Source organism: Flavobacterium sp. CECT 9288 (assembly GCF_918731615.1).
Taxonomy (GTDB): domain Bacteria; phylum Bacteroidota; class Bacteroidia; order Flavobacteriales; family Flavobacteriaceae; genus Flavobacterium.
In genome coordinates, this window is sequence record NZ_OU957226.1 from 3,338,430 (window position 1) to 3,362,400 (window position 23,971).

The following is a 23,971-nucleotide window of genomic DNA, read 5'->3' on the forward strand; positions in this document are numbered from 1 at the left end:
CTACAAAAAAAGTTGGAAATTAAAATTCAGTTCGATGGAAACATTTATGTTTTTAAAAGTTGCTATCCATAGTGACCAAAATATCATTACAAACGCGCTATTAAGCTATATTGCCTGCTTACAACAACTTAGATTTTTATTTCAAAAGAATGTATCCTCGTACAAAATGAGAGATAAACAGACTAACAGTTGTGCTATTCAACTAAAATAGAGTTATTTAGTAAAATTAATAACAAAATAATGCTATATTCACAATCTATTAACCAAAAATAAACTAATATGACATTTAAACTTTTTAGATTAGTACTCGTAACCGCTATTGTGTTCACCTCCTGTAGCAGAGATGAAAGCGAAAACCAAACCGTTGCGGTAAATCCTTTGCAAAAAGATCCATTAACCACAACACAAATTAACACTACCATTAATCAAATTTTATCTTCAAACAAGCAGTTTCATTGGAGTGAAATGACGAGTCAAATGATTTGGAGTGCTGCTTTGCAAGGACAAAACTTAATCACAATTGGTTTTGGAAGTTCCGAAACAGATTTTGATAGAAGTAAATCATATAACAATCAAAAAATGCAAGAGGAATTACTGCAACTTATTTCTAAGTATGAAGGGAAAGAAATCAAGGATATTTTAGTTGCATCGGATGCCTATTTAAATCTTATGGATGTTGTAATCACCAAACAAGAAACCGTTATTGCCTTAAGACAAACCAAATTTGTTAGATACGTTGAGCCTGCTGATTACCGCTTTCTAGGCGAAACCTCTAAAAATCAAAATGGGAAAACAAGCTCTAGTACGAGTTCAGGTTGTGGATTTGAAGCTTCAACTTTAAACACGGCAGATTTTACTACAGTCACTCCTAATGCAAAGGTGCCTTGGGCATTTTACCAGCATAATATTCCATCGGCTTGGAATGTAAGCACCGGACGAGGAATTACAATAGGTGTTATAGATACTGGTACGTCACCAAACCAAACTTTACTAGGCTCTAGTTTTAACAACGGTTTATCAACTGGTCGTACTATTCAAAAATTTGGAACATTTGTAGATTCTATTTGGCCGTGGAGCAGCACCACAGATGGTCCTAGTGATTTATGCGGACACGGAACCAGCATGGCATCGGCTGCGGCTGCACCTAGAAATGATAAAGGATTGCCTGTTGGGGTTGCCTATAATGCCAACTTAATTACTTACAGAGCGGCAGAAAACGTATTACTGGAAGGCTACCACGAACAAAATGGCGTTAAAGATGCCTTTACTGGTTTAGGTAATAACCCGAATGTAAAAATTATATCTATGTCTATGGGATACATATTTTCGGTAGGAAAAATTTCTGATGGTGTAAAATACGCTCACAGCCGAGGCAAATTGATATTTTGCGCTGGAGGAACTTCTACAACATTCACCACTTTTGTTGGAGTTATTTTCCCAGCTTGGATGTCCGAAGCAGTAGCTGTAACTGGCGTTAAAGAAGGGACAACTTATCAAAAATGTGATGTTTGCCACACGGGAGATAAAATTGATTTTACCATTGCCATGCAAAGAGCAGCAGGAGGAAACACAGTTCCTGTAACAAGTTACTACGACAATCAATCTGATTATGTGGGAGGTTCATCAGTAGCTACTGCTACTACTGCAGGAATTGCAGCATTAGTTTGGGCCAAAAATCCAACTTGGACACGAGATCAAGTACTCACAAAAATGAAGCAATCCTCAAGATATTACCCAACAAAAAATCCTGATTTTGGTCACGGAAACATTGATGCTTTAAAAGCCGTTCAATAAACTGTAAAAAAATAAAACCACTTAATGCTGAAACGATTAAGTGGTTTTGTTTTATGTTCAATAATTTTGAATTTATAATAAAGTCGTAAGAGTAGTTTCTATGTCCTTCATTTCAGCTGATGTTATTTCGGGGGTTACAACTTTAATAACTCCATTTTTATCCAAAATTAGGCTTGTTGGATAGGCATCAATTTTAAGTTTTTCTATCTGTTTACCTGAATTAGTAATATGTTTATAATCAAACTTGTGCTTTTTTAAAAACACCTCAACAGCTGCCAAGTCATCAAAGGTAATGCTGATAAAGTTGACCTTATCTTTGAAGTTTTCTTTTAATTGATTTAATAGCGGAAGTTCTTCAATGCAAGGAGGGCATCTGGTGAACCAAAAATTAATGTAAGTTGGTTTTCCCTCTAGATAATCTTTCTTGAAATTTTTTTGGTCATTGTCAGCATATTGCTCAATTTGAAATTTTGTTCCAATAAACTTTTTTGTATCTCCCCAAGGATCAAAGCCGTCAGGCGTAACCGCCAAATCCGTAAGTCTTATGTAGTTTACAATGGAATCCTTTTTTTCAATAGTCTTTAAATTGACTTCTTCAAGTTTTCCGTTTTTCGCCTTATTGTCTTTGTAAACTTTGTAGTTGGTGTCGCTCATCATATCTTCTCCATTTACTACATAATATACTTTTTGAGCAAAACAATTTACATTAACAGTCAATAGTAATGCAATGGCAACTTTTAGTACGTTTTTCATATTGGTACGGGTTTTTAAGTTAGGGATATTGATTATAAATTATTTTGAATTAATATTTTTGAAAAACTTGTAACGACTTCTAGTTTAGTAGCTCCTTTACAATCTTAAACCTAGACCAACTTTTAATAGATTTACATTTGTATTGAATGCCGTTTTAGGAACTTCATTGCCGACATTTAATTTTACATAATCAAACTGAAGATCTAAAAATATTTTACTTGTAATGTCATAAGCAACTCCAAAATTTGCATTAATACCACTTTCTGTGTTATTTGAAGTTGAAACATCAAATCCATTATTAGTTCCAGTTGCTTTAAAAACCATAAAAGTATAACCAATACCAATAAATGGGCGTATTTTAGGTACTGATTCTATCTTCAATTCACTAAAAATTCTTGGTTGAATAAGATATGAATTAACTCTAAAATCCTGATCTCCGTTATTATCATTAGTATTATTTGATAAAATTCCGCCGTTTAAAGATGCACCAATATTAATGTTCTTTAACTCAGAAAATTTATATTTAGCTCCAATATCCACAATTCCACTGTAGTTTTTACTAATAAAATTTTGACCCATCGTTAGAGGATAATGCAATTCTAAACTAAGTTTTGAATCCTGCGAAAAAGATTTCATTGATAAGATAAAAATCAAAGTCAAAAGTAAATTTTGTTTCATATTGCAATTTTTAAATTTTGTTTTATGTTAGTTGGTTTAACATCTATTATTGAGCACACAAATATAGAAGATATGAACTACAAAAAAATTCATTTTGCTTTATATCTACTTATTTTTTGTTGTGTTTATTTTTTAAAATATGTTAATAAATTTCAAATTGAAATGATCCCTATTTCAATGAATCCTTTTTAACTTCCAATGTTTAACTATAAAATAGTTCCATATTCCTTTTTGTATTGTTATTTCAAGTTCATAATTTTTTGGATCGCGATTGTAGATTTCTTTATTCATTTCAGAACTAACATCAAAAGTTTCAGTTTGACCTTTAAAATCAAAACTTATATGAGGATTTCTATTCGTGTAAAAACTTGTGACTTTACAAATTACTACCTCAGCTGGATTTCTTTCTGCTTCATTCACATTTATATAATTCCAAATTACACTTGTGACTTGACCAAAGCTTAAATATGAAATTAAAACGCCTTGTAAAAAATAAAAACAAATCACATAAATTTTGAAATGTATTTCTTTAAAACTTATAAATTTTCTGACTAAGAATTCTTTTCTATAAATTCCAAAAAATAGCATTCCAATAATTATCGGTAATAAAAATATATAGATCACGTATCTGTAGTCACCTCCAATGGTTTTACTTTCAAAAAAACCTAAATTTATAACACAAAAAATCATAGCGAAAATTAAAAGAGGGTAATGTATTTGCTCTATTTTCTTTTCTCTGTTCTTGATTTTTCTCCTTTCACTTTTCTTTTGGGTTTGTTTATCTCTCACAAAATATTATAATAATGATTTACTTATTTAAATGTATTGAGTCACCAGTTTCTAAAACATTTACTGATACAACAAATCGAAATATTACCTCAGTAAATGTTAACTGTTTTTTTGTAATCATTTATAAAAATTATATACTCACAAATTGAAAAATCGTTAGTCCTGGCTTGCAACTAAAGCAAATCGCATCTCTTAGATTTCTCTTCTGAGCAATAACTGATACATGAAGCAAACCATCTAAAATATAAAATCATTTTTTTAGGCTGAACCTGAATGCTTTTTAGTTTTATTTGGATACCTTTTCTAAATTAACCTTTCTTAAAAATACAATTAAATCATCGACCGAATTTACAACTTTTTGAATTGTACCATTTTCATCAACAAAAAGATGTGTAGGATACTGACGAGCGCCCAAGTACTGCTCCATGTACTTCATATCCAGATTAGGAATAACGGCATAGTTAAAAGGCTTTTTTTAAGAAAATCAATTAACTCTTTTTTATTATCACTTGCCAAACTTAGGAATATGATATTCTTGTTTTGCTTAAATTTATCTACTAATTGATTTAGTTCGGGAAATTCTTGTACACAAGCTTTACAATGAATAAACCAACATTTTAGAATAATAATTTTACCCTTTGTTGATTTCTTGCTATACCCAACTCCGTTCAAATCAGTAAAGTTAAAATCGGGTAGACTCTTGCCTTCCATTTTATAATTTGAAATCTCAGATGAAACTGATTGCATAATTACGGAAACAATTTCAGGATATTTAACAGCAGGCATAAATAACTTATAAGTTGGAATACCGTCTTTTAAAGCTGTTTTTATAGTTATAAAATTACCAGTAAGTAACTTATCCAAAAATTGGGTCTTATTTAAAACTGTAGAATTTGTATCTAAAGCGATAAAGTCTTGTGCTAAATGAATATTATAATAATGGTAATTATACCATGTCATAAAATCCTTTAAGATATCTTCAGGTTTAGTATTATATAACAAATCCTCATTCTTGATATCATTATTTTTTAACTCTCGAATATATTTTTTTGAGGTTTGTTTACGACTATCATTACACGATAATGTGAATATGAGAGTGCCTAAAATTAATATCTTAATACTTCTTTTCATCTTATCATTTTATTTGCGAATTATTTACTCAATAGCGCCAAAAGTTCTACTTCTATCCCAATTTTACTACAAAACTTAACCCTATTTTCAGATTATTACTTGAGCGATAACGATAGCCGAAGTAAATAATCTCAGTTTCAAAGCCGATTGACCAAATCTGATTTAACTCTTATAACAATGCTTTTTACTTCGCATATTTATAAAATTTAAAGGATTTTTCTTTTAAATCAATTTTCACTATTCCACTTCTTATTCCAACGAATACATTTTTATCATCAACTACGGCAATTGAGTTAGGATATAAACCATTCCAAAATATTTTTTCAAAAACCAGCTCTTTTTTGAAATTCTGGATTGTAAAAAAACTACCATATGTAGCAACTAGAAATTTGTCTTTGTATATCGTAAATGCTTGAGGAGCATCTCCAAAATCCAAAAGCAGTTTAAATGTAAAACCTTTGTTTTTTCTTTCAAGTTCATATAGTGCACCTTCACTAGTACCCATATGAGCATATCCAAGAATGAAATAATTTTTGCCCTTATAATTGAAAATATATTTTACATTTCCTTTATTAATTTTTATTGTGTTCTTAGTTTTATCATCTGGTACAAAAATTAATTGACCCCCAAATTCTCCACCATCCATTCCCACAAGTGTTCCATCTTTAATTTTAAGTGAGCATTTATTCTTTTCTTTAGTTTTTTCAATTTCAATTTTTCCGTTGCGAAACTTTACACCAAATTCATTGTGAGAATTATTTAATTTATACCATTCCTCACTCTCAAATTTTGGTGGTATTGTTTCAATAAAATCTTTTGGGATAAATTGATTTTTTTGACAGAACCCTGTACAACAATGAATTAAAAAGATAAAAAAGAATACATATTTTGTTTTTAACTTCATATAATCTCTATTTTTTTGTAGTATTATGGACAACTAATACGTCACTTGCTGCAAATTCAACCAAATAACTCCAAATTTTGAATTAAAAGTTGGATGACATTTACGTTGTTTTGATTCTCAAATATATTAATTTTTTCTTACAAATAGTCTAAAAATCCTAAACATCAATAATTACCACCAAGCCCCGCATGAAGGATGGAAGCGGCATCCTTTTTATACATTTTAGGCTACTAGCATTTAAAAAGCTAGTAGCCTAAAATATATAAAAAGATATAGCGAACAGCCTGACGCAGCTGCAACGCTAGTGAAAGCTGGGGCATGCCCAAAAAAAATCCCTCTTGAAATTCAAAAGGGATGTGGTATAAGGTTGTGAAACGATTATTCTATTTCGGTTTCATGTTCTTGTTCCTCGTCTTTCTCGATGGCGTCATTGTAATCTGGATACAAAAACTTGTTGTATGGAAAACGGGTGATGTGTATCTGGCGCACAGACTCGTACACGCGTTCTCTGAATTCTTCGAAATTTTCTTTGTGTGTGGCCGATATAAACAGTGCATTTTGCTCTCCTACTCTACTCATCCAGGTGGCTTTCCATTCCTCTAGCGTGAAGTGTCTTGGGGTTTTTTCGGTCATCAAATCGTCCTCGTCAATGACTAGCGGTTTGTAAGCGTCAATTTTATTGAACACCATAATTACGGGTTTGTCATGTGCCTTGATATCTTGCAAGGTTTGATTTACCGACTCGATATGATCTTCAAAATCTGGGTGCGAAATATCTACTACGTGCAGCAATAAATCGGCCTCGCGTACCTCATCAAGTGTACTTTTGAAGGAATCAACCAACTGCGTAGGCAATTTTCTGATGAATCCTACGGTATCCGAAAGCAGGAAAGGTAAGTTTTTGATAACCACTTTGCGCACGGTAGTATCTAGCGTTGCAAAGAGTTTGTTCTCTACAAAAACATCACTTTTACCCACGGCATTCATCAAAGTAGATTTCCCAACATTGGTATACCCAACTAGCGCCACACGAACCATAGCACCACGGTTGCTGCGTTGCACGCCCATTTGTTTATCAATGGTTTTGATTTTGTCTTTGAGTAACGAGATGCGATCACGCACAATACGACGGTCGGTTTCAATCTCGGTTTCACCCGGTCCACGCATTCCAATTCCCCCTTTTTGGCGTTCTAAGTGCGTCCATAATCCTGACAAACGTGGCAACATATAAATACATTGCGCTAGTTCCACTTGGGTACGAGCATAAGATGTTTCGGCACGTTGTGCAAAAATATCTAGAATAAGGTGGGTACGGTCTAGAATTTTACATTCGGTGATAATCTTAGATATATTTTTTTGTTGCGACGGCGATAATTCGTCGTCAAAAACTAGGGTCGAAATCCCATTTTCTTTTACAAAAAGGTGAATTTCTTCTATTTTTCCGGTACCAACAAACGTTTTGGGATTAGGGCGCTCCATTTTTTGCGAAAAGCGCTTGATTACCTCTCCACCAGCGGTGTAGGTTAAAAACTCTAATTCGTCTAGGTATTCGTTTAACTTTTCTTCACTTTGATTTTGAGTTACGATACCAACTAAAGCGGTTTTTTCGAAATTGATTACTTCTTTTTCTAACATGTTATTGAATAAGCTACAAATTTACGGATTTGTAAGCGACTTATGAAGCTATGGGTTTATAAAAATGTATTTGCCGTGAATAATGATAGTTTTTTTGCGGTCAAGCCAAAAGGTAACTTTCCTAGAAAAGAAATTGGCATTCCTAAGAACATACTTTCACTCGAGTTTAGATTAAGCAAATTTGTACTTGAAATAATAAAAAAGAGATTACTTTTGTTTTTAAGGGTTTAAAAATTGTGATTGCGGCTGCGTTATGGCTTGCGACAAATTTTTAAACATAACATTAACTTGAAATACATTTTTAAAAATGAAGCAATTCTTTTTTACAACAGTTCTTTGTCTATGGTTTTTAGGCTCGGTACAAGCACAACAGTTGCAATCTCCAAACGGAAAAATGCTAATGGAATTTGCCTTACAAACCGATGGAACACCAACCTATACCTTAGCCTATAAAAATAAAGCGGTAATTAAAACCAGTAAATTGGGCCTTGAGTTGAAAAATGACAAGAAATCATTACTGAATGATTTTACGGTTGTTGACCAAAAAACAAGCACTGTAAACGAAAATTGGCAGCCTGTTTGGGGCGAAGTTGCCACCATAACAAATAATTACAACGAACTAGCAGTTACTTTAAACCAAAAAGAAACAGAACGTAAAATGATTATTCGTTTTCGTTTGTTCAATGACGGTTTGGGTTTTCGTTATGAATTTCCTTCGCAAAAAAACCTAACTTATTTTGTAATCAAAGAAGAAAGAAGCCAGTTTGCCATGACTGGCGATCATACTGCATTCTGGATTCCGGGCGATTATGATACACAAGAATATGATTTTACCACCTCTAAACTTTCTGAAATTAGAGGGTTGACAGAAAAAGCTACAACTGCAAATGTTTCTCAAAAATCATTTTCGAACACTGGAGTTCAAACTTCATTAATGCTAAAAACAACTGACGGATTGTACATCAATCTTCATGAGGCGGCGTTGATCAATTATTCTTGTATGCACTTGAACCTTGATGATAAAAATATGATTTTTGAATCGTGGTTAACTCCAGATGCAAAAGGTGATAAAGGCTATATGCAAGCGCCTCAACATTCGCCATGGAGAACCATCATTGTTAGTGATGATGCAAGAGAAATACTAGCCTCTAAAATGACATTGAACCTCAACGAGCCCAACAAAATTGAAGATACTTCTTGGATTAAGCCTGTGAAATACGTGGGTGTTTGGTGGGAAATGATTACTGGAAAAAGTTCTTGGGCTTACACCGATGAATTGCCGACTGTTCAATTGGGTGTTACTGATTTCTCAAAAGTAAAACCAAACGGAAAACATGGCGCCACCAATGCCAACGTAAAAAAATACATTGATTTTGCTGCTAAACATGGTTTTGACGGCGTGTTAGTTGAAGGATGGAACGAAGGTTGGGAAGACTGGTTTGGTCATTTAAAAGATTATGTTTTTGATTTTGTGACGCCTTATCCTGATTTTGATGTAAAAGGTTTGCAAGCGTATGCTAAAGAAAAAGGTGTGAAAATGATCATGCACCACGAAACTTCAGGTTCAGTGCGCAATTACGAACGCCACCTAGACAAAGCATACCAATTCATGAAAGATAACGGATACGATGCTGTAAAAAGTGGCTATGTTGGGGATATTATTGAAAACGGTGGCAATCATTACAACCAATTCATGATCAATCATTACCAATACGCCATTGAAAAAGCAGCCGATTATAAAATTATGGTGAATGCTCACGAAGCGGTACGACCAACAGGAATTGCGAGAACCTACCCTAACTTAATAGGTAACGAAGCAGCAAGAGGAACAGAATACCAATCTTTTGGAGGATCAAAGCCAAACCACGTAACGGTTTTACCATTTACACGCTTAATTGGCGGACCAATGGATTACACTCCCGGAATATTTGAAATGGACTTGAGCAAGTTGAATAAAGACAATAATTCTCATGTCAATAGTACACTTGCCAATCAGTTAGCTTTGTATGTGACTATGTACAGCCCGCTGCAAATGGCGGCTGATACACCAGAAAATTACGACCGTTTTCCAGATGCGTTTCAGTTTATTAAAGATGTGGCTGTAGATTGGTCTGATAGCAAATACCTTGAAGCAGAACCTGGACAATACGTTACTGTTGCACGTAAAGCCAAAGGAACAAACAACTGGTTTGTGGGTAATGTTAATGGCGAAACTCCTAGAACGGCAACACTAAAATTTGATTTTTTAGATAAAGGAAAAACCTATGAAGCTACTGTTTATGCTGATGCTAAAAACGCACATTATAAAACCAATCCTCAAGCCTATACTATTAAAAAAGTTAAAGTTACTAACGCTTCTAAACTAGATGTACTTGCTGCTCCGGGTGGTGGATATGCCATAAGTATTATAGAGATTAAATAGTAATCAAGTAATTATTAAATATGAAAAGGCTGTCTTGAGGGACAGCCTTTTGTGTATCAAGTTGTTTGCAGTTGCGTCGTTCTAGCGCTTGAGGAGTTCACGAACTTCGAAACCAATTTTTTTCTGTTAATGAGAAAAATTATTGCGAAATGTAAACGTGAATTTAGTACAAAATTTGCAATCTTGCCAAGCGCCTTTTAGCCGCAAGTTTTATTTTGTAATTCCGTAAATAGTTAGTACGATTATTAAAACAAAAATAAATAAACATACTTTTTGTCTCTTTTTATCTGATTCTTTTATCTTTTGATGATATTCAATTGCATTAAGCTCTGTTAAAAAATATCCTCTCCATGCATTATCAGGAATTGACATAATAAACTTTTCTTCACAAGTTTCACATTTATAACACATTATGAAATCAATTAGCTCATTTTCAACTTCATTTTTTGATTCCAATATTTTAATTTTTCCTAACCTACATTTTAAGTCTAAAACTTCCTCGAACTTTTCAAATTCAGTTTGTGAAGGAAAACTATAATATTGTTCTTCAAAGCAATCTTTACACATTTTAATTTTTCAATTTATTTGGTTTCAATATAATCATCAACATCATCATCTTGAAACCACTCTTTCATTTCAGGTAAAACAAGTTTTTGCATAAACTCGAAAAAATCTGAAAATTCTGATTCTATTATATTCCAACCTTTTACATTTTGTTGAAAAGAGGGATGAAAAACTATAATTTTTTCAGTCAATTTACCATTAACAATTTCAATGCCCGCAAATGTGTCAATATCTTGTCTGCGTCCAAAAGTTATTACTTGTCGATTTTGCTCACACTCAATTCTAAACTGTTCATTAATCGATGATTTTAGATTTATTTCAGTTTCAAAATTCCAAGGAAGGAATTTTGTCAAGTTTAGTTTAGCAAATCAATTGTAAGAGTTTGGTATTTCGTAATTCATTTTCGAATTGTTTTTTTAGTTACTACCGTTTAAACTTGCCGCTAACTTACTCATAACTATAGCTAATTTCAGTTTTTACAATTCCGTTTGATTCTATAAGAGAACACGATACTGGGAAATTTGAGGTGTTGTACTTGTACTTCCTTGTTTTTCCTAGGGCATCTACTGCGGTGGAACTAAAATTTAAAACATTGTTATTGCCAATAGATTCAAACTCAAATTCTTCTTCATGAAATGAAATAATAGGTACAATAACTTTAAAATGCGTTCCAAAAATATTTTGAACTAGCAAGGCGTTTACTGAATTTTTATCATCAAAGGTGAAGTTTTTTATTTGTTTGTCACCCAATAAATCTTTGTGGCGTATGGGGTTTTCTTTAAAATAAAGGTACTCTACTTTCTTAACAATTTGTTGGTTTCTGTCTCTTGTGGAACGTCTTATTATAATTCCGTTTTCAACTACATATTCTATATCGTCAACCACGGCTTGTTGCGAATTACTTTTTTTAGTAATTACCTTTACACGGGAGCCTTCATAAGCAATACTGACCGTTTTAGTCACTAATTCGCCATTTTCCTCGTACTTTTTGACAAACTTAATCAGCTGATCGTTATTATTGTACGTATAATTTATAACCTCTTTCCAGTTGCTGCCTACACGCTCTTTTACAGTCATGTCTAAGAGCTCTTTTGGGTTATAAAAAAAACTTTGAATCACATCAGATGTCTTGATGTTCAATAACTTTCCATCTTTAAAAGTGTAGTTTTTATGAATGATTTCACCGTCTTTTAAATTTTTGAAATTTGTCTTTACAGAGTGTATCGCTTTTAATTTAGTCTCAGTAGTACTGTTTTGACTGAACACTAGGCATGGCATAGCCATCATAAACAGGGCAATAAGGTAGGTCTTCATTTGTTTTTGTTTCAATTTGGGACCCCTAAAATACAAAAACCGATGATTCTTTTGTGTTTTGATTTATATTAACCCCTATATTTTGAAGAATTAAGAAACAAAAATGTAAAATGTAAAAAAAAAGAGAAACGTACAGTAGCAGGTTTCTCTTTTTCAGGACTAGACAATGGAAAGAAATTCTTAATTTATCGAGATCAACTTTACATCAAAAATCAGTACCGATCCTCCTGGAATAGGACCGTTTGAACTGCTTCCATAGCCCAAATGTGCAGGAATTAATAATATCCCGCTTCCACCTTTTTTGAAAAAAGGAATTCCTTCTGTCCAGCCTCTTATTACTTGGTTTAGACCAAAAGAAAGTCCCTCAGGTTTGCTTTCGTCAAACACAGATCCATTTGTAAAATATCCTTTGTAGGCTACCGTAACGTTTGAGGTTGCTTTTGGCTGATCACCAGTTCCAGGCTCATTAATCACATAGTACAATCCGGTACCTGTTTTTACGGCATTCAGTTTATTTTTAGCAATATAATCTACTATTTCTTTTTCGTTTTGAGCGGTGTAGTCAATAGGTTTTGCTATTTCATTGTCTCCTAAACAAGATACAAATAAAATAGAAATGAGGGCAAGTACTATAGATTTCATAGGTTTAAATTTGATTGTTGTTGCAAATATAGCAATTCAAGAATGAAATTTAAAAGAAATCATTTTTCACCAAAAACCTGTACATCATCAACTTGAAATGTTCCGTCAAGTGCTAAATTACGCCCTGACCCTGTATACTTAAAAGCAATATTAATTTTTCCTTTGTACGCTGATAAATCAATGGCGCCGCTACCTATAAATTGGTTCCACGGCGTAGCTTGTTTGGGCAAGTTTGCAGTTAGTCGGGTCCAAGTGGCGGTGGCAACATTCAACCCATCAAAATCAGTAGAGACATAAACCTCTAATGAATTTAGTGGTGAGTCAATATCCAATCGATGTTGTGCTGCTCTAAAAGTCAGTACCTCTTTTGTATGTTGATCCATATCAATTTTAGGCGTGACTAGCCATGCAATATTAGAGTTGACCCTAGTTCCTGATATACTAAACTCTGCAAAGCCGTTACCTGCATATAGCGCACCTTTCCAGAATAAAGAACCGGCTTGTACAAAATTACCCCAGCCTGGCAAACTTAAAGTGGAATTTTCTGGCACTTGATCAAAATTTTGAGAGAAAAAAGGAGTTGCTCTAGGAGCTGTTAATACAATATCTTTCTCTGAACGAGGCAATAACTGAAAATCATTTCCGTATTTAGTGAGTATGCCTCGAACTTTACCTCTTTTATCCGGAATTATTTTTGAGGAAAAATTAGCAAAACTACTCGTTCTTACATACACTTGATTTCCCATTTTATCATTCAAACCCCAGTTTGTAGCACCTCCTACATTATTCGACTCCTCAAAATAGCTGCGTCCGATGGCATTCTCAACAAACTGTACCTCCGTAAATTCTATCAAAGTGTTTAAATTTTCATCTTTAAGTAAAGCCTCCATCGTTCCTTTGCGTACAAGTTTTTCCACATTTACCGTCTCACAAGAAGCATGTAAAACTTTCTTATAGTCATTTTGAGATAATCTTCCCACACCTCCCTGATTGTACGAATTCACAAATATGTTCCCTATACGTACCCCGCCAAAATCTATATCTGTGTACAAATCCTTGAGCTTTATATACACTTTATTCCCTACTCTATACTCTATATACAAATTTGTAGCATCAACAGGAACGCTAAAACCTAGTGCTGGAGTTGTGGCTGTTGCCAAGGTTTGAAAAGATATTGATTTAAAAAAATTCCCAGATTCGTCACTAGAGACTACATAAGCCTCGATAATATCATCATACTTGTACTGCGTTACAATAGCATTTGCATTAGTATGAATATCCTTCACTAATTTGTTAGTGACTAAAGTAGGCTGGTTGCAGTTAAGTTTAGGTGCAGGCAATTCATCTGGCACGCAACCACTGTATAAAACCAGCAATAGAACTATAAAAAGATAGCGTTGACATTTCATGTGATTTGAATTAAAAATTGATATAAAGATTTACAAAATAAGTTCGGCCATAGCCATAAAAATATTTGGGTCCAAAAGAGGGTGTACCGCTACTAACATCTTGATTGATTTCTCTAAAATTAGCATTACGGGCTTGCTCAAATCCTCCTGTTTTATAGGTTGTATTGAGCACGTTATTGATACTTGCAAAAACACCTACATTTTTACCATAAATGATCCATGATTTCCCTCCTATAATATTTAGTAAGGTTACGGGATCAAACTTTTCTTGTCTTAATAATTGTGCTGCGCGTTCCTCTGTAGCTTCGGGAAAATTAAACCCATTAGCTGGATTTTTATAAAAAATTTCGGTTCTTAAAATAGGAGCTACATCAATGTAAGTGTTTGTTAAATAATTTACATTAGCACTTATCCACCAATACTTAGGGTCTCGATACTCCATTCCTAATGAATAGGCTCGTTGAGGCATTCCTGCTTGTTTGTAATTTTTAAGAGATGCTTTTCCAAAATCAAAAACAGGAGCATTATTTTCTGGGGTTGCTGCAGCATCATTTGTGAGTGTAACTTTTGGATTATTATCAAAGGTATACTGGCCCACTGCAGCAGCAAATGTGGTTTTTATGGTTTGAGTCAATTGGTATTCTAAACTCAACTCTGCACCTATATTTTTCTTGTTTAATTTGGTGAGCGTTTGACTTACAAAGGCATCTGTGTTTAAAAAACCTGCACCGTCATCAAAAATTCCTTCGGCATAAAAAAACGAAATTTGAGTAGCATTTCTTAACTTTGAAAAGTAAGCTGTTGCTCTAGCTTTCCATTTTGGGGAACGGTATACATAACTAGCATCAACGCTACTATTGGTTTCGCTTTCTATATCATTTACAATAGCGTTATTGAGTCTGGCATTGGCAAACGTATTTCTTAAAGTAGGCGCCTTTGTAGCGTGAGCTGCATTTAATACCAAAACTTGTTTACCCGAAATTTTGAAACTTAAACCCCCTTTAAATCCAAAGTTTTCAAAGGCTACTACGTCACTTTTGCCAAAAGAATTTGTCTCGTAAATACCGTTTTTGTACAAACCTTCTCGTTGATAGCTTGTTGCTGAAAATTGCTGTGCCAAATAAAAATCGACTTTATTGTAACTGAATTTAAACTGTGTAAAAGCATCTAAAACAGTGGCTAAAAAATTAAAATTATACCCGTATTTGTCTCCTACTCCTACTTGTCTGTTGGGATTGTTTAAATCAGATTGTGATTGATTCCCTTCATAAAAAGCATCGATATCATTAAAATAAGAACCTCCCAAAAGATCAACTAAAACCTGGGAATTATTAGATTTCATTTTCTTGAAAGAAGCTCCGGAGTTCATAAAAATATTTTCAGATAATGCCGCGCTAACATTTGTTGTTACTGACCCTGTTTCGGCCTGTACTTGATCTTCATATAAAACATACTTACTTCTTGTGGGTTCATAACCCGTAATATTTCCGTTTCCATCTAGAACAGTTGTTTGATTGGCTAGGTATAAAGATCTCCAGTCAAGTTGCGGATTAGCTAAAAAAGTGGCCTTGCTCTTTTCGGCATTATCAAAATCAGGAGTAAATGCACCTGAGAACTCACCTTCATCTGGTGCATATAGTGAGGTATAAAAACTAGGCAGCTTTCTATAGTTTGTTGGATCTGGACTATTGGCGTTTTGAAAATCAATGGTGCTGTTTGCGGTAGTCCCTATTTGATAAAAAATACTGGTGTTCCAGTTTGTTTTATCATTGATTTTAAAATAATGATTGAGCATAAAAATGGGTTCTTCAATAGTTTTAATACGAGCATTTCGTTTTTTACCCTCTTGAAAACCCCAGTAAGAATTGTATCTGGGATTGGTTAATTGCGTTACTTCATCAGTGTTTGGCGAATTTTTAGCTCTAGAATTTGGTGTGTAAAAAGCAGTAAGGTTAAGAGCATGCTGACTTCCTAACTTTTTTTCGAGACTTACAAAAAACGAATTCGAATCGTAATTTGTTCCTTCAAAATAGCCTTCTTGAGCCCAGCGTTTCCCTGCAGAAACCACATAGGCCCAACCCTTTTTACTCATACCAGACGCATGCGTAGCCATAGAGCGCCAATTGTAGTTTGTATTGGTTCCAGAAAATGTAATTCTTGTTCCGGGTCTATAAATAGAGGCTCGAGTATTTATTTCTTGTGTTCCAAGGATTCCTCCAAAAGCATAATCAGAAGGAGCGGTTCCTAAGGTAAATTCTTGATTGCGAAGAGCATCATTTAATCCGCCCCATTCACCCCATTGTGGTCTACCATCATATATCTTATTCATAGTTACCCCATTGATCATCATCGTGGAGTGTTCACTATCTAAACCACGTACTCTAAATCGAGCTTGTCCCCAGTTAAAAGCGGCAGCTTGTAGAAAAGCGTCCCGAGATGATTGCAGTAATCCTGAGGTACTTTCTGAGGAACTGTTATCATCATTAAAATCACTATCCATTAATGTGATAATGCTGCTTTGCAAGTCTAAAGATTGATCGTCTTGAAGGCTAATATTTCCCAAGTCTACCATTTTTCCGGCTGTTATCTCCAGCGGATATAAGCCATCTTTATAACCTTGACTGCGAACCAAAACCAAAATAGTCCCAGGTGGAACGCCCTCAAAAACAAACTTGCCTTCCTTGTCTGTGACTTGCATCAAGGATGTGTTTTGAACACTAACTACAACAAATGGAATGGGATTTTGAGTTTTTGAATCGATTATTTTACCAAAAAAACCAGTGCTTTCTTGTGCTTGAATGCCACTCCAAAAAAAGATAAAAAACAATAGGTAGTACAGTTTACTCATAAATTCAACATCAAATAATTTAAGGTCAAAAAAACAGTAATAATAATTCAGCCATTGCACGATCAACAGCTGAATTAAAATCATTACTAGTTATTATCCTTCTGTAGGACAACAACAAAAAAATTAAATGTGAATTTTGGAAACGTGGTATAAACTTTGAAAAACGCTACAGTTTGTGTGGTATTAGCAACTGGGCGACGTACTTATTATATTGATTGAAAGAATTATAATATTAAAAGTACTAAAAAAATATTAACATATTCATTTTTATCAAAAAAAATAATATTTTTTCTGATGAAAATAAATTCTTCTGTATAGCCCTGATGGGAGTAAGTATCCTTTCCTGTCCTTTTTTTAGGACAGGAAAGATACTGCGAACAGCAGGAATACTGTTGCTTAAAAAAAAATTAGACTGCTCCTAAGACATTATTTGATTGCTTTAATTCTTGAAACCATTACGGCAATCAAAAGTCCAAAAACACCTATAAATGCAAATGAAAAACGTAAACTAGACAACTCGGCTATGTATCCTATTATAGGTGGTCCCATTAAAAAACCAAGGAAACTTACGCTAGAAACGGTTGTTAAGGCTACACTTGGTGCAACATTAGGAGTTTTCCCGGCCACACTATAAACAGTAGGAATTATAGTTGAAACACCTAATCCTACAAACATAAACGCTATAGTTGCTGGTATCACATAAGGAAAAAATACAGCTGTAAAAAGCCCCGATGAAATGAGAATTCCGCTTACTTGTAATACTACCTTGCGTCCGAATTTTAAAATAATGGCATCTCCTATAAAGCGTCCGCTAGCCATCATGATCATAAATGAAGTATAACCCAAGATAACAAGCGGTCCTGGAGCTTTAATCACATCTTTGAAATAAACCCCACTCCAGTCAAACATCACACCTTCACTGGCCATGCAACAAAAGCCAATGACACCGAGCCATAGCAAGGAACTATCTGGTTTTGAAAATATTTTTTTCTGTTCTGTTTGTATCTTTTCTTTGGCTTTTATCAAATATTTAAAGTTAAATAGCATCATTAAAAGTACTAGCGCAGCTACAATTATAAAATGAATATAGGGCGTGAGTTGCAAGGACAACATGGCTAGACCTACTAATGCTCCTGTAAAACCTGCAAAACTCCACATGCCATGAAAGGAAGCCATGATGGTTCTCTTGAACAATCCTTCAGTATAAACGCCTTGTGTGTTGACCGCAATATTAGACAGGTTTCCAAAAATTCCAAAAACAAATAATCCTAATGACAATTGCCATGCGGCTGTAGCCAAACCTAAATTTGTCATGCTCACTACATACATGAATAATGCAACTATCAAAACTTTATGACTCCCAAAACGGGTGACTAGTTTACCCGAGAAAGGCATCACAATAAGTTGCCCTAGTGGCAAAGCAAACAAAATGGTTCCTAATGCTCCTTCGCTGAGATGCAACGACGTTTTGATATCTGGAATTCTACTGGCCCAGGTAGCAAAGCACAACCCCATCCCGAAGTAAAATACAGATACTGCCCAGCGTATGCGATTTAAATAAGAAACTTTTGCTTGTGTGTAACTCTTTTTTAGCTTGGCTTTAGTTCTTGTTTTTCCAAGAAATTGTAAGTCTATCAAAATGATTGTTTTTAATTTTAAGGCCAAAATTACAAAAAGCAATGATTGGCTGTGTTGAAACAACCTATTTGAAAAAAATTACAACGTTATTGTTTATAAATTCAAGTACATCAACATCGCTTATTGAAAATATAACGAACGTTTTAATTGATGAAATGAAAGTTAAAAAAGATTTACTACAAATCAATTACTCTTTTCTGGGCATTGCTTTGTAGTGCCGCTTCAATAATTTGAATGACCTGCACGCCCTCTTGTGCGGTGACTGGTTCTGGACTATTATTTACAATTGAATGGTACACGCCGTCAAAAAAATCAAAGTAATTACCTTGAAGCGTAGGTACAATTTCCCGAATAATTTCTCCATTAATTTCGGAATGTAACAAACCTTGTTTTTCAATTGGCTCCGTTCCCCAAGTTTCTAAATTTGGTTTGTATTCTAATTTTAGTTCGTCTTCCTGTACATCACCGCGCGGTTTTAAAAAAGACCCTTTTTCGCCATGAATAACATAAGCAGGATTGGCTTCCCGAACAAAAAATCCAGCTTTTAGACGCACTCTAAAATTAGCATAATAAAGCAACAGATCAATATAATCATCAACTAAGGAATATTCTCTCGTAATGCGGATATCAGCAAAAACCGAATTTGGCAAACCAAACAAACACAATGCTTGATCAATAATGTGAGGCCCTAAATCCTTGAGAATTCCTGATCCATCAGAAACTATTTCTTTGTGTAACTTTGGACTCAAAAGCGGATTGTACCGATCAAAATGAATCTCAGCCTCTACGATTTTACCCAATACTTTATCTGAAATAATTTGTTGAACGGTTTTAAAATCACTGTCCCAACGCCTATTTTGAAAAACAGACAATTTAACATTTTTATCTTTGGCAATAGCCATAAGCTCCTTTGCTTGAGCAACTGTTGTCGTAAAAGCTTTCTCTACAATAGCATGTTTTCCTGCCTCTAGCACTTGTTTTGCATATTGATAATGCGTGGCCACAGGCGTATTCACAACAACTAAATCTATATCATCTTGTAAAACCTCCGCTAGTGAAGCATAGCTTTTTAAAGCTGGGAAATCTTGGTGTAGTAATTTTTTACTGCGTTCCCAAGAACCAATAAGATCAAATCCTGGATGAAAATTTAAAAAAGGAGCATGAAATACTTTGCCTGACATTCCGTAAGACAATAAAGCTGTTTTTATTTTTTGCATAGTGTTTTTTTTGAAATTTATGCTACGGTTTTTTAAACATATAAGATTTTAAGATTTGTAATTCTAGCAACAACCTTAATTTTTTTTTAATTTCTTAATGGTTTAAAAAATATTGAAACACATAAGTCATATAAGTTCATATAAGATTCGTAAAACCAAAACTAGCAACTACCTTAACTTTTCTTAATTCCTTAATGGTTTAAAAAATATTGAAACACATAAGTCATATAAGTTCATATAAGATTCGTAAAACCAAAACTAGCAACTACCTTAACTTTTCTTAATTCCTTAATGGTTTAAAAAATATTGAAACACATAAGTCATATAAGTTCATATAAGATTCGTAAAACCAAAACTAGCAACTACCTTAACTTTTCTTAATTCCTTAATGGTTTAAAAAATATTGAAACATATAAGTCATATAAGATCTTCAAATAAATACGACAAAAGCGAACTATCAAAAACTTAATTTTCTTAATACCTTAATGGTTTAAAAAAAAAGAAAACTTATATGACTTATATGTTTCAAAACCTTACTGTTTCGCTCTAGCGTATTGTTTTGGCCATTCCATTTCGGCATCTAGCTCTTGGGCAAATCTCAAACCTAAATTAGGATCTCTCAAAGATTCTCGTGCTATAAAAACCAAATCAGCTTTTCCAGAGGCAATGATTTCCTCAGCTTGAGCAGCTTCCGTAATTAATCCTACCGCTCCCGTTTGAATTCTAGTTTCATTTTTTATGCTTTCGGCAAAAGGAACTTGATAGTTGGGTTCTATCGGAATTTGCTGGTGCGACACCAAACCTCCGGTTGAAACATCAATTAAATCAACTCCTTTTCCTTTTAAAATTTTAGAAAGTTGAACCGATTCTTCTAAGTTCCAGCCACCCTCAGCCCAGTCAGTTGCTGATATTCTTACAAAAAACGGTAAATAATCAGGCCATTCTGATTGTACCGCTTCAACAACTTCAAGCGTCAAGCGGATGCGGTTTTCAAAACTACCTCCATAAATATCAGTTCTAAAATTAGATAACGGAGATAAAAATTGATGCAATAAATACCCGTGAGCAGCATGTATTTCCATCACCTGAAAACCTGCTTGAACAGCTCTTTTTGTAGCAGATTTAAAATCTGAAATTACTTTTTGTATTCCTGCTTCATGAAGCTCAAGGGGAGCTTTCTCAGTATGATGGTAGGCAACTGGGCTTGGTGCTACAGTATCCCAACCTCCTTGTGAATCATCAAGTTTACGTCCTCCGTTCCAAGGTGATGCAGAGCTGGCTTTACGTCCGGCATGCGCCAATTGTATTCCAGGAACTGAATTTTGACTCACAATAAAAGTATTGATTTCTTTCATCTTCACAATTTGCTCGTCATTCCAGAGCCCTAAATCCTCTGGTGAGATTCTACCTTCTGCTGATACCGATGTGGCTTCTTGAATAATTAATCCTGCGCCTCCTATAGCGCGACTACCCAAATGTACCAGATGCCAATCATTAGCAAAACCGTCTTGGGCTGAATATTGACACATGGGTGATATTGCAATTCTATTTTTTAGCGTGATGCTTTTTATGGTAATAGGAGAAAATAATTTTGACGACATTATACGTGTTTTAAAGTGATATAAATCCTAAATAATGGGATTTAAGAAAGTAAAGTTAAGATTCAGCATTCAAAGTTCTATTTCAAATTAACATAATTAACAAACTTTTAAATTGCTCTGGAACAATTATTGTAAAATATACAAACAGAAAACCCTATTTTTGTGCATCATATTAAGAATCAAAATTAAAAAATGGATTTATTTATCAAGCTTTCTCAATTCTTATTGAGCTTATCCTTACTTATTGTACTTCACGAGTTAGGACATTTTATACCTGCAAAATTATTTAAAACTAGAGTCGAAAAATTCTACTTATTTTTTGATGTAAAATATTCCCTTATCAAAAAGAAAATTGGCGAAACCGAATATGGTATCGGTTGGTTGCCCCTTGGTGGCTATGTGAAAATTTCTGGAATGATTGATGAGAGTATGGACAAAGAACAAATGGCTTTGCCACCTCAACCATGGGAATTTCGATCTAAACCAGCTTGGCAACGATTAATCATTATGCTAGGTGGTGTTACTGTAAATTTCATTTTGGCTTTCATAATATATATAGGTATGGCATTTGCTTACGGTGATACTTATATTGCTAATGAAGACTTGAAAGACGGTTTACTTGTAGAAAATAAAACCATGCAAAAAGTAGGTTTTAAAACTGGAGACCACATTGTATCTGTTGATGGTGAAAAAATTATAAAATTTGACAATGATCTTACCATGAAAGTAATCATGGCAAAAGAAGTCATCATAAAAAGGGACACAACAGAACAAACTATCAATATGCCAAATGATTTTGTTGACCAATTATCAAAAGTTGAGAAAAAAAGTTTACTTGATATTAGAATGCCATTTGTGGTAGGACCTATTTCTGAAGGTTCTAAAAATACTGCTTTAATGCCAAAAGACATTATTGTTTCTGTAAATGGGCAAACTACCAAGTACTATGATCAAGCCAAAACAGTTTTTGAAAATAATAAAAACAAAACCGTAACAGCTTTAATCCTAAGAGACGAAAAAGAAATTAAATTACCTATTCAAATCAATTCTGAAGGAAAACTAGGAATAGGTATTGGAAGATTGGGAATGGATTCTTTAGAAAAACTGGGGTACTACAAAGTAAGCAAACAAGAATTTGGGCTATTAGAATCAATTCCTGTGGGTATAACTAGAGGAAAAGATCAATTAGTAGGATACGGAAAACAATTAAAAATGATTTTTAATCCAGAAACTAAAGCTTACAAACAAGTAGGTGGTTTCAAAGCTATATTTGATATTTTTCCAAAAACTTGGAGTTGGGAAATGTTCTGGACCATTACGGCTTTATTATCAATAATGCTTGGTGTAATGAACCTTTTGCCTATTCCAGCACTAGATGGTGGTCATGTGATGTTTTTATTATACGAAATTATTTCAGGTAAAAAACCTAGCGATAAATTCCTAGAGAACGCACAATTAGTTGGTTTTGTTTTACTTATAACACTATTACTATTTGCAAACGGAAACGACATTTACAAAGCAATTGTAGGCAAGTAAAAAAAATAAAAAAAAGTTTGAATTTTATTTGCAGAAACCAAATGTTAGCCTATCTTTGCAACCGCTTAGACAAACAAACAGAGTTACTCAAAAGCAAATAAATAAGACGTTCTTTAAAAAAATAAAAATATACAGTTTCCTCCTTAGCTCAGTTGGTTAGAGCATCTGACTGTTAATCAGAGGGTCCTTGGTTCGAGCCCAAGAGGGGGAGCTTTTAAAAAGCCATTCAAGAAATTGAGTGGCTTTTTTGTTTTATAATAGTTTTAGGAATTGGTTCGAGTCCGCCCCGGCGTAGGAGGGCTTTTAAAAGGACTTTACAGCAATGTAGACAATTTATATATTATAATAGTTTTGATTAAAATTAACGGCTTATAATAACTTTTAAATAGACCGTGTTTGAGTATTTTAAAAACTCTTTTTTAATCGGTTTAATAGTTTGTATTTCTTTAAAGTCGAAACAAAAAAAAGGAACCAAAATTTAAAATTTCAATCACTTCTTTTGGTGGGTGAAATGTTTTAATAATCCATTAGTAGGCCTCAAGCATATCGAAACTCACGCCCAGACAGAAAATGAAAGAAATAATTAAACTTTCAGACAAAGAAATTACAATCGACAGAAATGAGTTTCTGAAAGTAAAAGGGAGCATTGACACTAATTTGTATTATATCGAAAGCGGAAGTCTGAGAGTTTTTGTTTTAGATGATTATGAGGAACAAACTATTAGATTTGGTTACAAAGAAAATTTAATAGTTTCGCTAGATTCTTTTTTGACTGGAAAACCTTCTGACTTATATATTCAGGCAATTAAAAAAACTGTTTTAAAAGTCGTAACCAAACAACAAATTGACTTATTTTTAGAAAAAGAAAATAATAAAAATCTGTGGACAAAAATTTTAGAAAATTTAGTAGTTCAACAAATGGAACGAGAAATTGACATTTTGACAAATTCGCCAAAAGAACGATATGAAAGAGTTTTAAAAAGAAGCCCACAACTTTTTCAAGAAATTCCAAACAGACATATTGCAAATTATTTAAGAATGAGTGCCGAAACTTTATCAAGACTAAAAAAATGTTGACTTCAATCAAGATTTATGG

19 protein-coding genes and 1 tRNA gene are annotated in these 23,971 nt (G+C 33.7%); 5 read left to right on the forward strand and 15 right to left on the reverse strand.

What is annotated here, in order from left to right; genetic code table 11:
- Positions 1-279 precede the first annotated feature (279 nt).
- Positions 280-1,794, forward strand: coding sequence for a S8 family serine peptidase (locus tag LQ189_RS14790; RefSeq protein WP_230158226.1), 1,515 nt, complete (start codon positions 280-282; stop codon positions 1,792-1,794).
- A 72-nt stretch (positions 1,795-1,866) separates the two neighbouring features.
- Here LQ189_RS14790 and LQ189_RS14795 read toward each other — a convergent pair whose 3' ends face one another.
- The 6 genes from LQ189_RS14795 to hflX all read right to left on the reverse strand — a co-directional run bounded on the left by LQ189_RS14795 (position 1,867) and on the right by hflX (position 7,684).
- On the reverse strand, positions 1,867-2,547 hold the full coding sequence (locus tag LQ189_RS14795) for a TlpA disulfide reductase family protein (RefSeq protein WP_230158228.1): 681 nt from the start codon (positions 2,545-2,547) through the stop codon (positions 1,867-1,869).
- 96 nt (positions 2,548-2,643) lie between these two features.
- Positions 2,644-3,225, reverse strand: coding sequence for an OmpW family outer membrane protein (locus LQ189_RS14800; protein ID WP_230158230.1), 582 nt, complete (start codon positions 3,223-3,225; stop codon positions 2,644-2,646).
- A 174-nt stretch (positions 3,226-3,399) separates the two neighbouring features.
- On the reverse strand, positions 3,400-4,014 hold the full coding sequence (locus LQ189_RS14805) for a hypothetical protein (protein ID WP_230158232.1): 615 nt from the start codon (positions 4,012-4,014) through the stop codon (positions 3,400-3,402).
- A 432-nt stretch (positions 4,015-4,446) separates the two neighbouring features.
- Positions 4,447-5,145, reverse strand: a complete 699-nt coding sequence (locus tag LQ189_RS14810; RefSeq protein WP_230158233.1) for a redoxin domain-containing protein — start codon at positions 5,143-5,145, stop codon at positions 4,447-4,449.
- Between the two features lie 184 nt (positions 5,146-5,329).
- Positions 5,330-6,049 carry a hypothetical protein gene (locus tag LQ189_RS14815; protein ID WP_230158235.1) on the reverse strand — a complete coding sequence of 240 codons (720 nt, stop codon included), beginning with the start codon at positions 6,047-6,049 and terminating at the stop codon, positions 5,330-5,332.
- A gap of 378 nt (positions 6,050-6,427) precedes the next feature.
- Positions 6,428-7,684, reverse strand: coding sequence for a GTPase HflX (gene hflX / locus LQ189_RS14820; RefSeq protein WP_230158243.1), 1,257 nt, complete (start codon positions 7,682-7,684; stop codon positions 6,428-6,430).
- A 307-nt stretch (positions 7,685-7,991) separates the two neighbouring features.
- Between hflX and LQ189_RS14825 the strand changes: the two genes are divergently transcribed.
- Positions 7,992-10,106 (forward strand): glycoside hydrolase family 97 protein, encoded by a 2,115-nt coding sequence (locus tag LQ189_RS14825; protein ID WP_230158254.1) that lies wholly within the window; start codon positions 7,992-7,994, stop codon positions 10,104-10,106.
- Between the two features lie 210 nt (positions 10,107-10,316).
- Here the strand turns inward: LQ189_RS14825 and LQ189_RS14830 are convergent, their stop codons facing one another.
- The 9 genes from LQ189_RS14830 to LQ189_RS14870 form a co-directional block, all read right to left on the reverse strand.
- A complete protein-coding gene (locus LQ189_RS14830; RefSeq protein WP_230158256.1) occupies positions 10,317-10,673 on the reverse strand; it encodes a hypothetical protein in 357 nt (118 codons plus the stop codon).
- Between the two features lie 14 nt (positions 10,674-10,687).
- Positions 10,688-11,023, reverse strand: coding sequence for a hypothetical protein (locus LQ189_RS14835; RefSeq protein WP_230158258.1), 336 nt, complete (start codon positions 11,021-11,023; stop codon positions 10,688-10,690).
- Positions 11,024-11,117: 94 nt separating this feature from the next.
- Positions 11,118-11,984, reverse strand: coding sequence for a hypothetical protein (locus LQ189_RS14840; protein ID WP_230158259.1), 867 nt, complete (start codon positions 11,982-11,984; stop codon positions 11,118-11,120).
- A gap of 180 nt (positions 11,985-12,164) precedes the next feature.
- On the reverse strand, positions 12,165-12,626 hold the full coding sequence (locus LQ189_RS14845) for an FKBP-type peptidyl-prolyl cis-trans isomerase (RefSeq protein WP_230158260.1): 462 nt from the start codon (positions 12,624-12,626) through the stop codon (positions 12,165-12,167).
- Between the two features lie 59 nt (positions 12,627-12,685).
- Positions 12,686-14,035 (reverse strand): DUF5689 domain-containing protein, encoded by a 1,350-nt coding sequence (locus tag LQ189_RS14850; RefSeq protein ID WP_230158261.1) that lies wholly within the window; start codon positions 14,033-14,035, stop codon positions 12,686-12,688.
- Positions 14,036-14,045: 10 nt separating this feature from the next.
- Positions 14,046-16,883, reverse strand: a complete 2,838-nt coding sequence (locus LQ189_RS14855; RefSeq protein ID WP_230158262.1) for a TonB-dependent receptor — start codon at positions 16,881-16,883, stop codon at positions 14,046-14,048.
- 426 nt (positions 16,884-17,309) lie between these two features.
- Positions 17,310-18,521 carry an MFS transporter gene (locus LQ189_RS14860; protein WP_230158263.1) on the reverse strand — a complete coding sequence of 404 codons (1,212 nt, stop codon included), beginning with the start codon at positions 18,519-18,521 and terminating at the stop codon, positions 17,310-17,312.
- 176 nt (positions 18,522-18,697) lie between these two features.
- Positions 18,698-19,738 (reverse strand): Gfo/Idh/MocA family oxidoreductase, encoded by a 1,041-nt coding sequence (locus tag LQ189_RS14865; RefSeq protein WP_230158264.1) that lies wholly within the window; start codon positions 19,736-19,738, stop codon positions 18,698-18,700.
- 533 nt (positions 19,739-20,271) lie between these two features.
- Positions 20,272-21,339 carry an NADH:flavin oxidoreductase/NADH oxidase gene (locus LQ189_RS14870; RefSeq protein WP_230158266.1) on the reverse strand — a complete coding sequence of 356 codons (1,068 nt, stop codon included), beginning with the start codon at positions 21,337-21,339 and terminating at the stop codon, positions 20,272-20,274.
- A 192-nt stretch (positions 21,340-21,531) separates the two neighbouring features.
- Between LQ189_RS14870 and rseP the strand changes: the two genes are divergently transcribed.
- From rseP to LQ189_RS14885, 3 genes are all read left to right on the forward strand, one after another.
- Positions 21,532-22,875 carry an RIP metalloprotease RseP gene (rseP, locus tag LQ189_RS14875; protein ID WP_230158268.1) on the forward strand — a complete coding sequence of 448 codons (1,344 nt, stop codon included), beginning with the start codon at positions 21,532-21,534 and terminating at the stop codon, positions 22,873-22,875.
- A gap of 137 nt (positions 22,876-23,012) precedes the next feature.
- A tRNA-Asn gene (locus LQ189_RS14880) sits at positions 23,013-23,086 on the forward strand.
- 359 nt (positions 23,087-23,445) lie between these two features.
- Positions 23,446-23,952 carry a Crp/Fnr family transcriptional regulator gene (locus LQ189_RS14885; RefSeq protein WP_230158269.1) on the forward strand — a complete coding sequence of 169 codons (507 nt, stop codon included), beginning with the start codon at positions 23,446-23,448 and terminating at the stop codon, positions 23,950-23,952.
- Positions 23,953-23,971: the final 19 nt, after the last annotated feature.

What these genes read in the sequence shown, in the direction of transcription:
- LQ189_RS14790 (WP_230158226.1), top strand. Translation starts at nt 280, where the DNA reads ATGACATTTAAACTTTTTAGATTAGTACTCGTAACCGCTATTGTGTTC.
- LQ189_RS14795 (WP_230158228.1), bottom strand. Translation starts at nt 2,547, where the DNA reads ATGAAAAACGTACTAAAAGTTGCCATTGCATTACTATTGACTGTTAAT.
- LQ189_RS14800 (WP_230158230.1), bottom strand. Translation starts at nt 3,225, where the DNA reads ATGAAACAAAATTTACTTTTGACTTTGATTTTTATCTTATCAATGAAA.
- LQ189_RS14810 (WP_230158233.1), bottom strand. Translation starts at nt 5,145, where the DNA reads ATGAAAAGAAGTATTAAGATATTAATTTTAGGCACTCTCATATTCACA.
- LQ189_RS14815 (WP_230158235.1), bottom strand. Translation starts at nt 6,049, where the DNA reads ATGAAGTTAAAAACAAAATATGTATTCTTTTTTATCTTTTTAATTCAT.
- hflX (WP_230158243.1), bottom strand. Translation starts at nt 7,684, where the DNA reads ATGTTAGAAAAAGAAGTAATCAATTTCGAAAAAACCGCTTTAGTTGGT.
- LQ189_RS14825 (WP_230158254.1), top strand. Translation starts at nt 7,992, where the DNA reads ATGAAGCAATTCTTTTTTACAACAGTTCTTTGTCTATGGTTTTTAGGC.
- LQ189_RS14830 (WP_230158256.1), bottom strand. Translation starts at nt 10,673, where the DNA reads ATGTGTAAAGATTGCTTTGAAGAACAATATTATAGTTTTCCTTCACAA.
- LQ189_RS14840 (WP_230158259.1), bottom strand. Translation starts at nt 11,984, where the DNA reads ATGAAGACCTACCTTATTGCCCTGTTTATGATGGCTATGCCATGCCTA.
- LQ189_RS14845 (WP_230158260.1), bottom strand. Translation starts at nt 12,626, where the DNA reads ATGAAATCTATAGTACTTGCCCTCATTTCTATTTTATTTGTATCTTGT.
- LQ189_RS14850 (WP_230158261.1), bottom strand. Translation starts at nt 14,035, where the DNA reads ATGAAATGTCAACGCTATCTTTTTATAGTTCTATTGCTGGTTTTATAC.
- LQ189_RS14855 (WP_230158262.1), bottom strand. Translation starts at nt 16,883, where the DNA reads ATGAGTAAACTGTACTACCTATTGTTTTTTATCTTTTTTTGGAGTGGC.
- LQ189_RS14865 (WP_230158264.1), bottom strand. Translation starts at nt 19,738, where the DNA reads ATGCAAAAAATAAAAACAGCTTTATTGTCTTACGGAATGTCAGGCAAA.
- LQ189_RS14870 (WP_230158266.1), bottom strand. Translation starts at nt 21,339, where the DNA reads ATGTCGTCAAAATTATTTTCTCCTATTACCATAAAAAGCATCACGCTA.
- rseP (WP_230158268.1), top strand. Translation starts at nt 21,532, where the DNA reads ATGGATTTATTTATCAAGCTTTCTCAATTCTTATTGAGCTTATCCTTA.
- LQ189_RS14885 (WP_230158269.1), top strand. Translation starts at nt 23,446, where the DNA reads ATGAAAGAAATAATTAAACTTTCAGACAAAGAAATTACAATCGACAGA.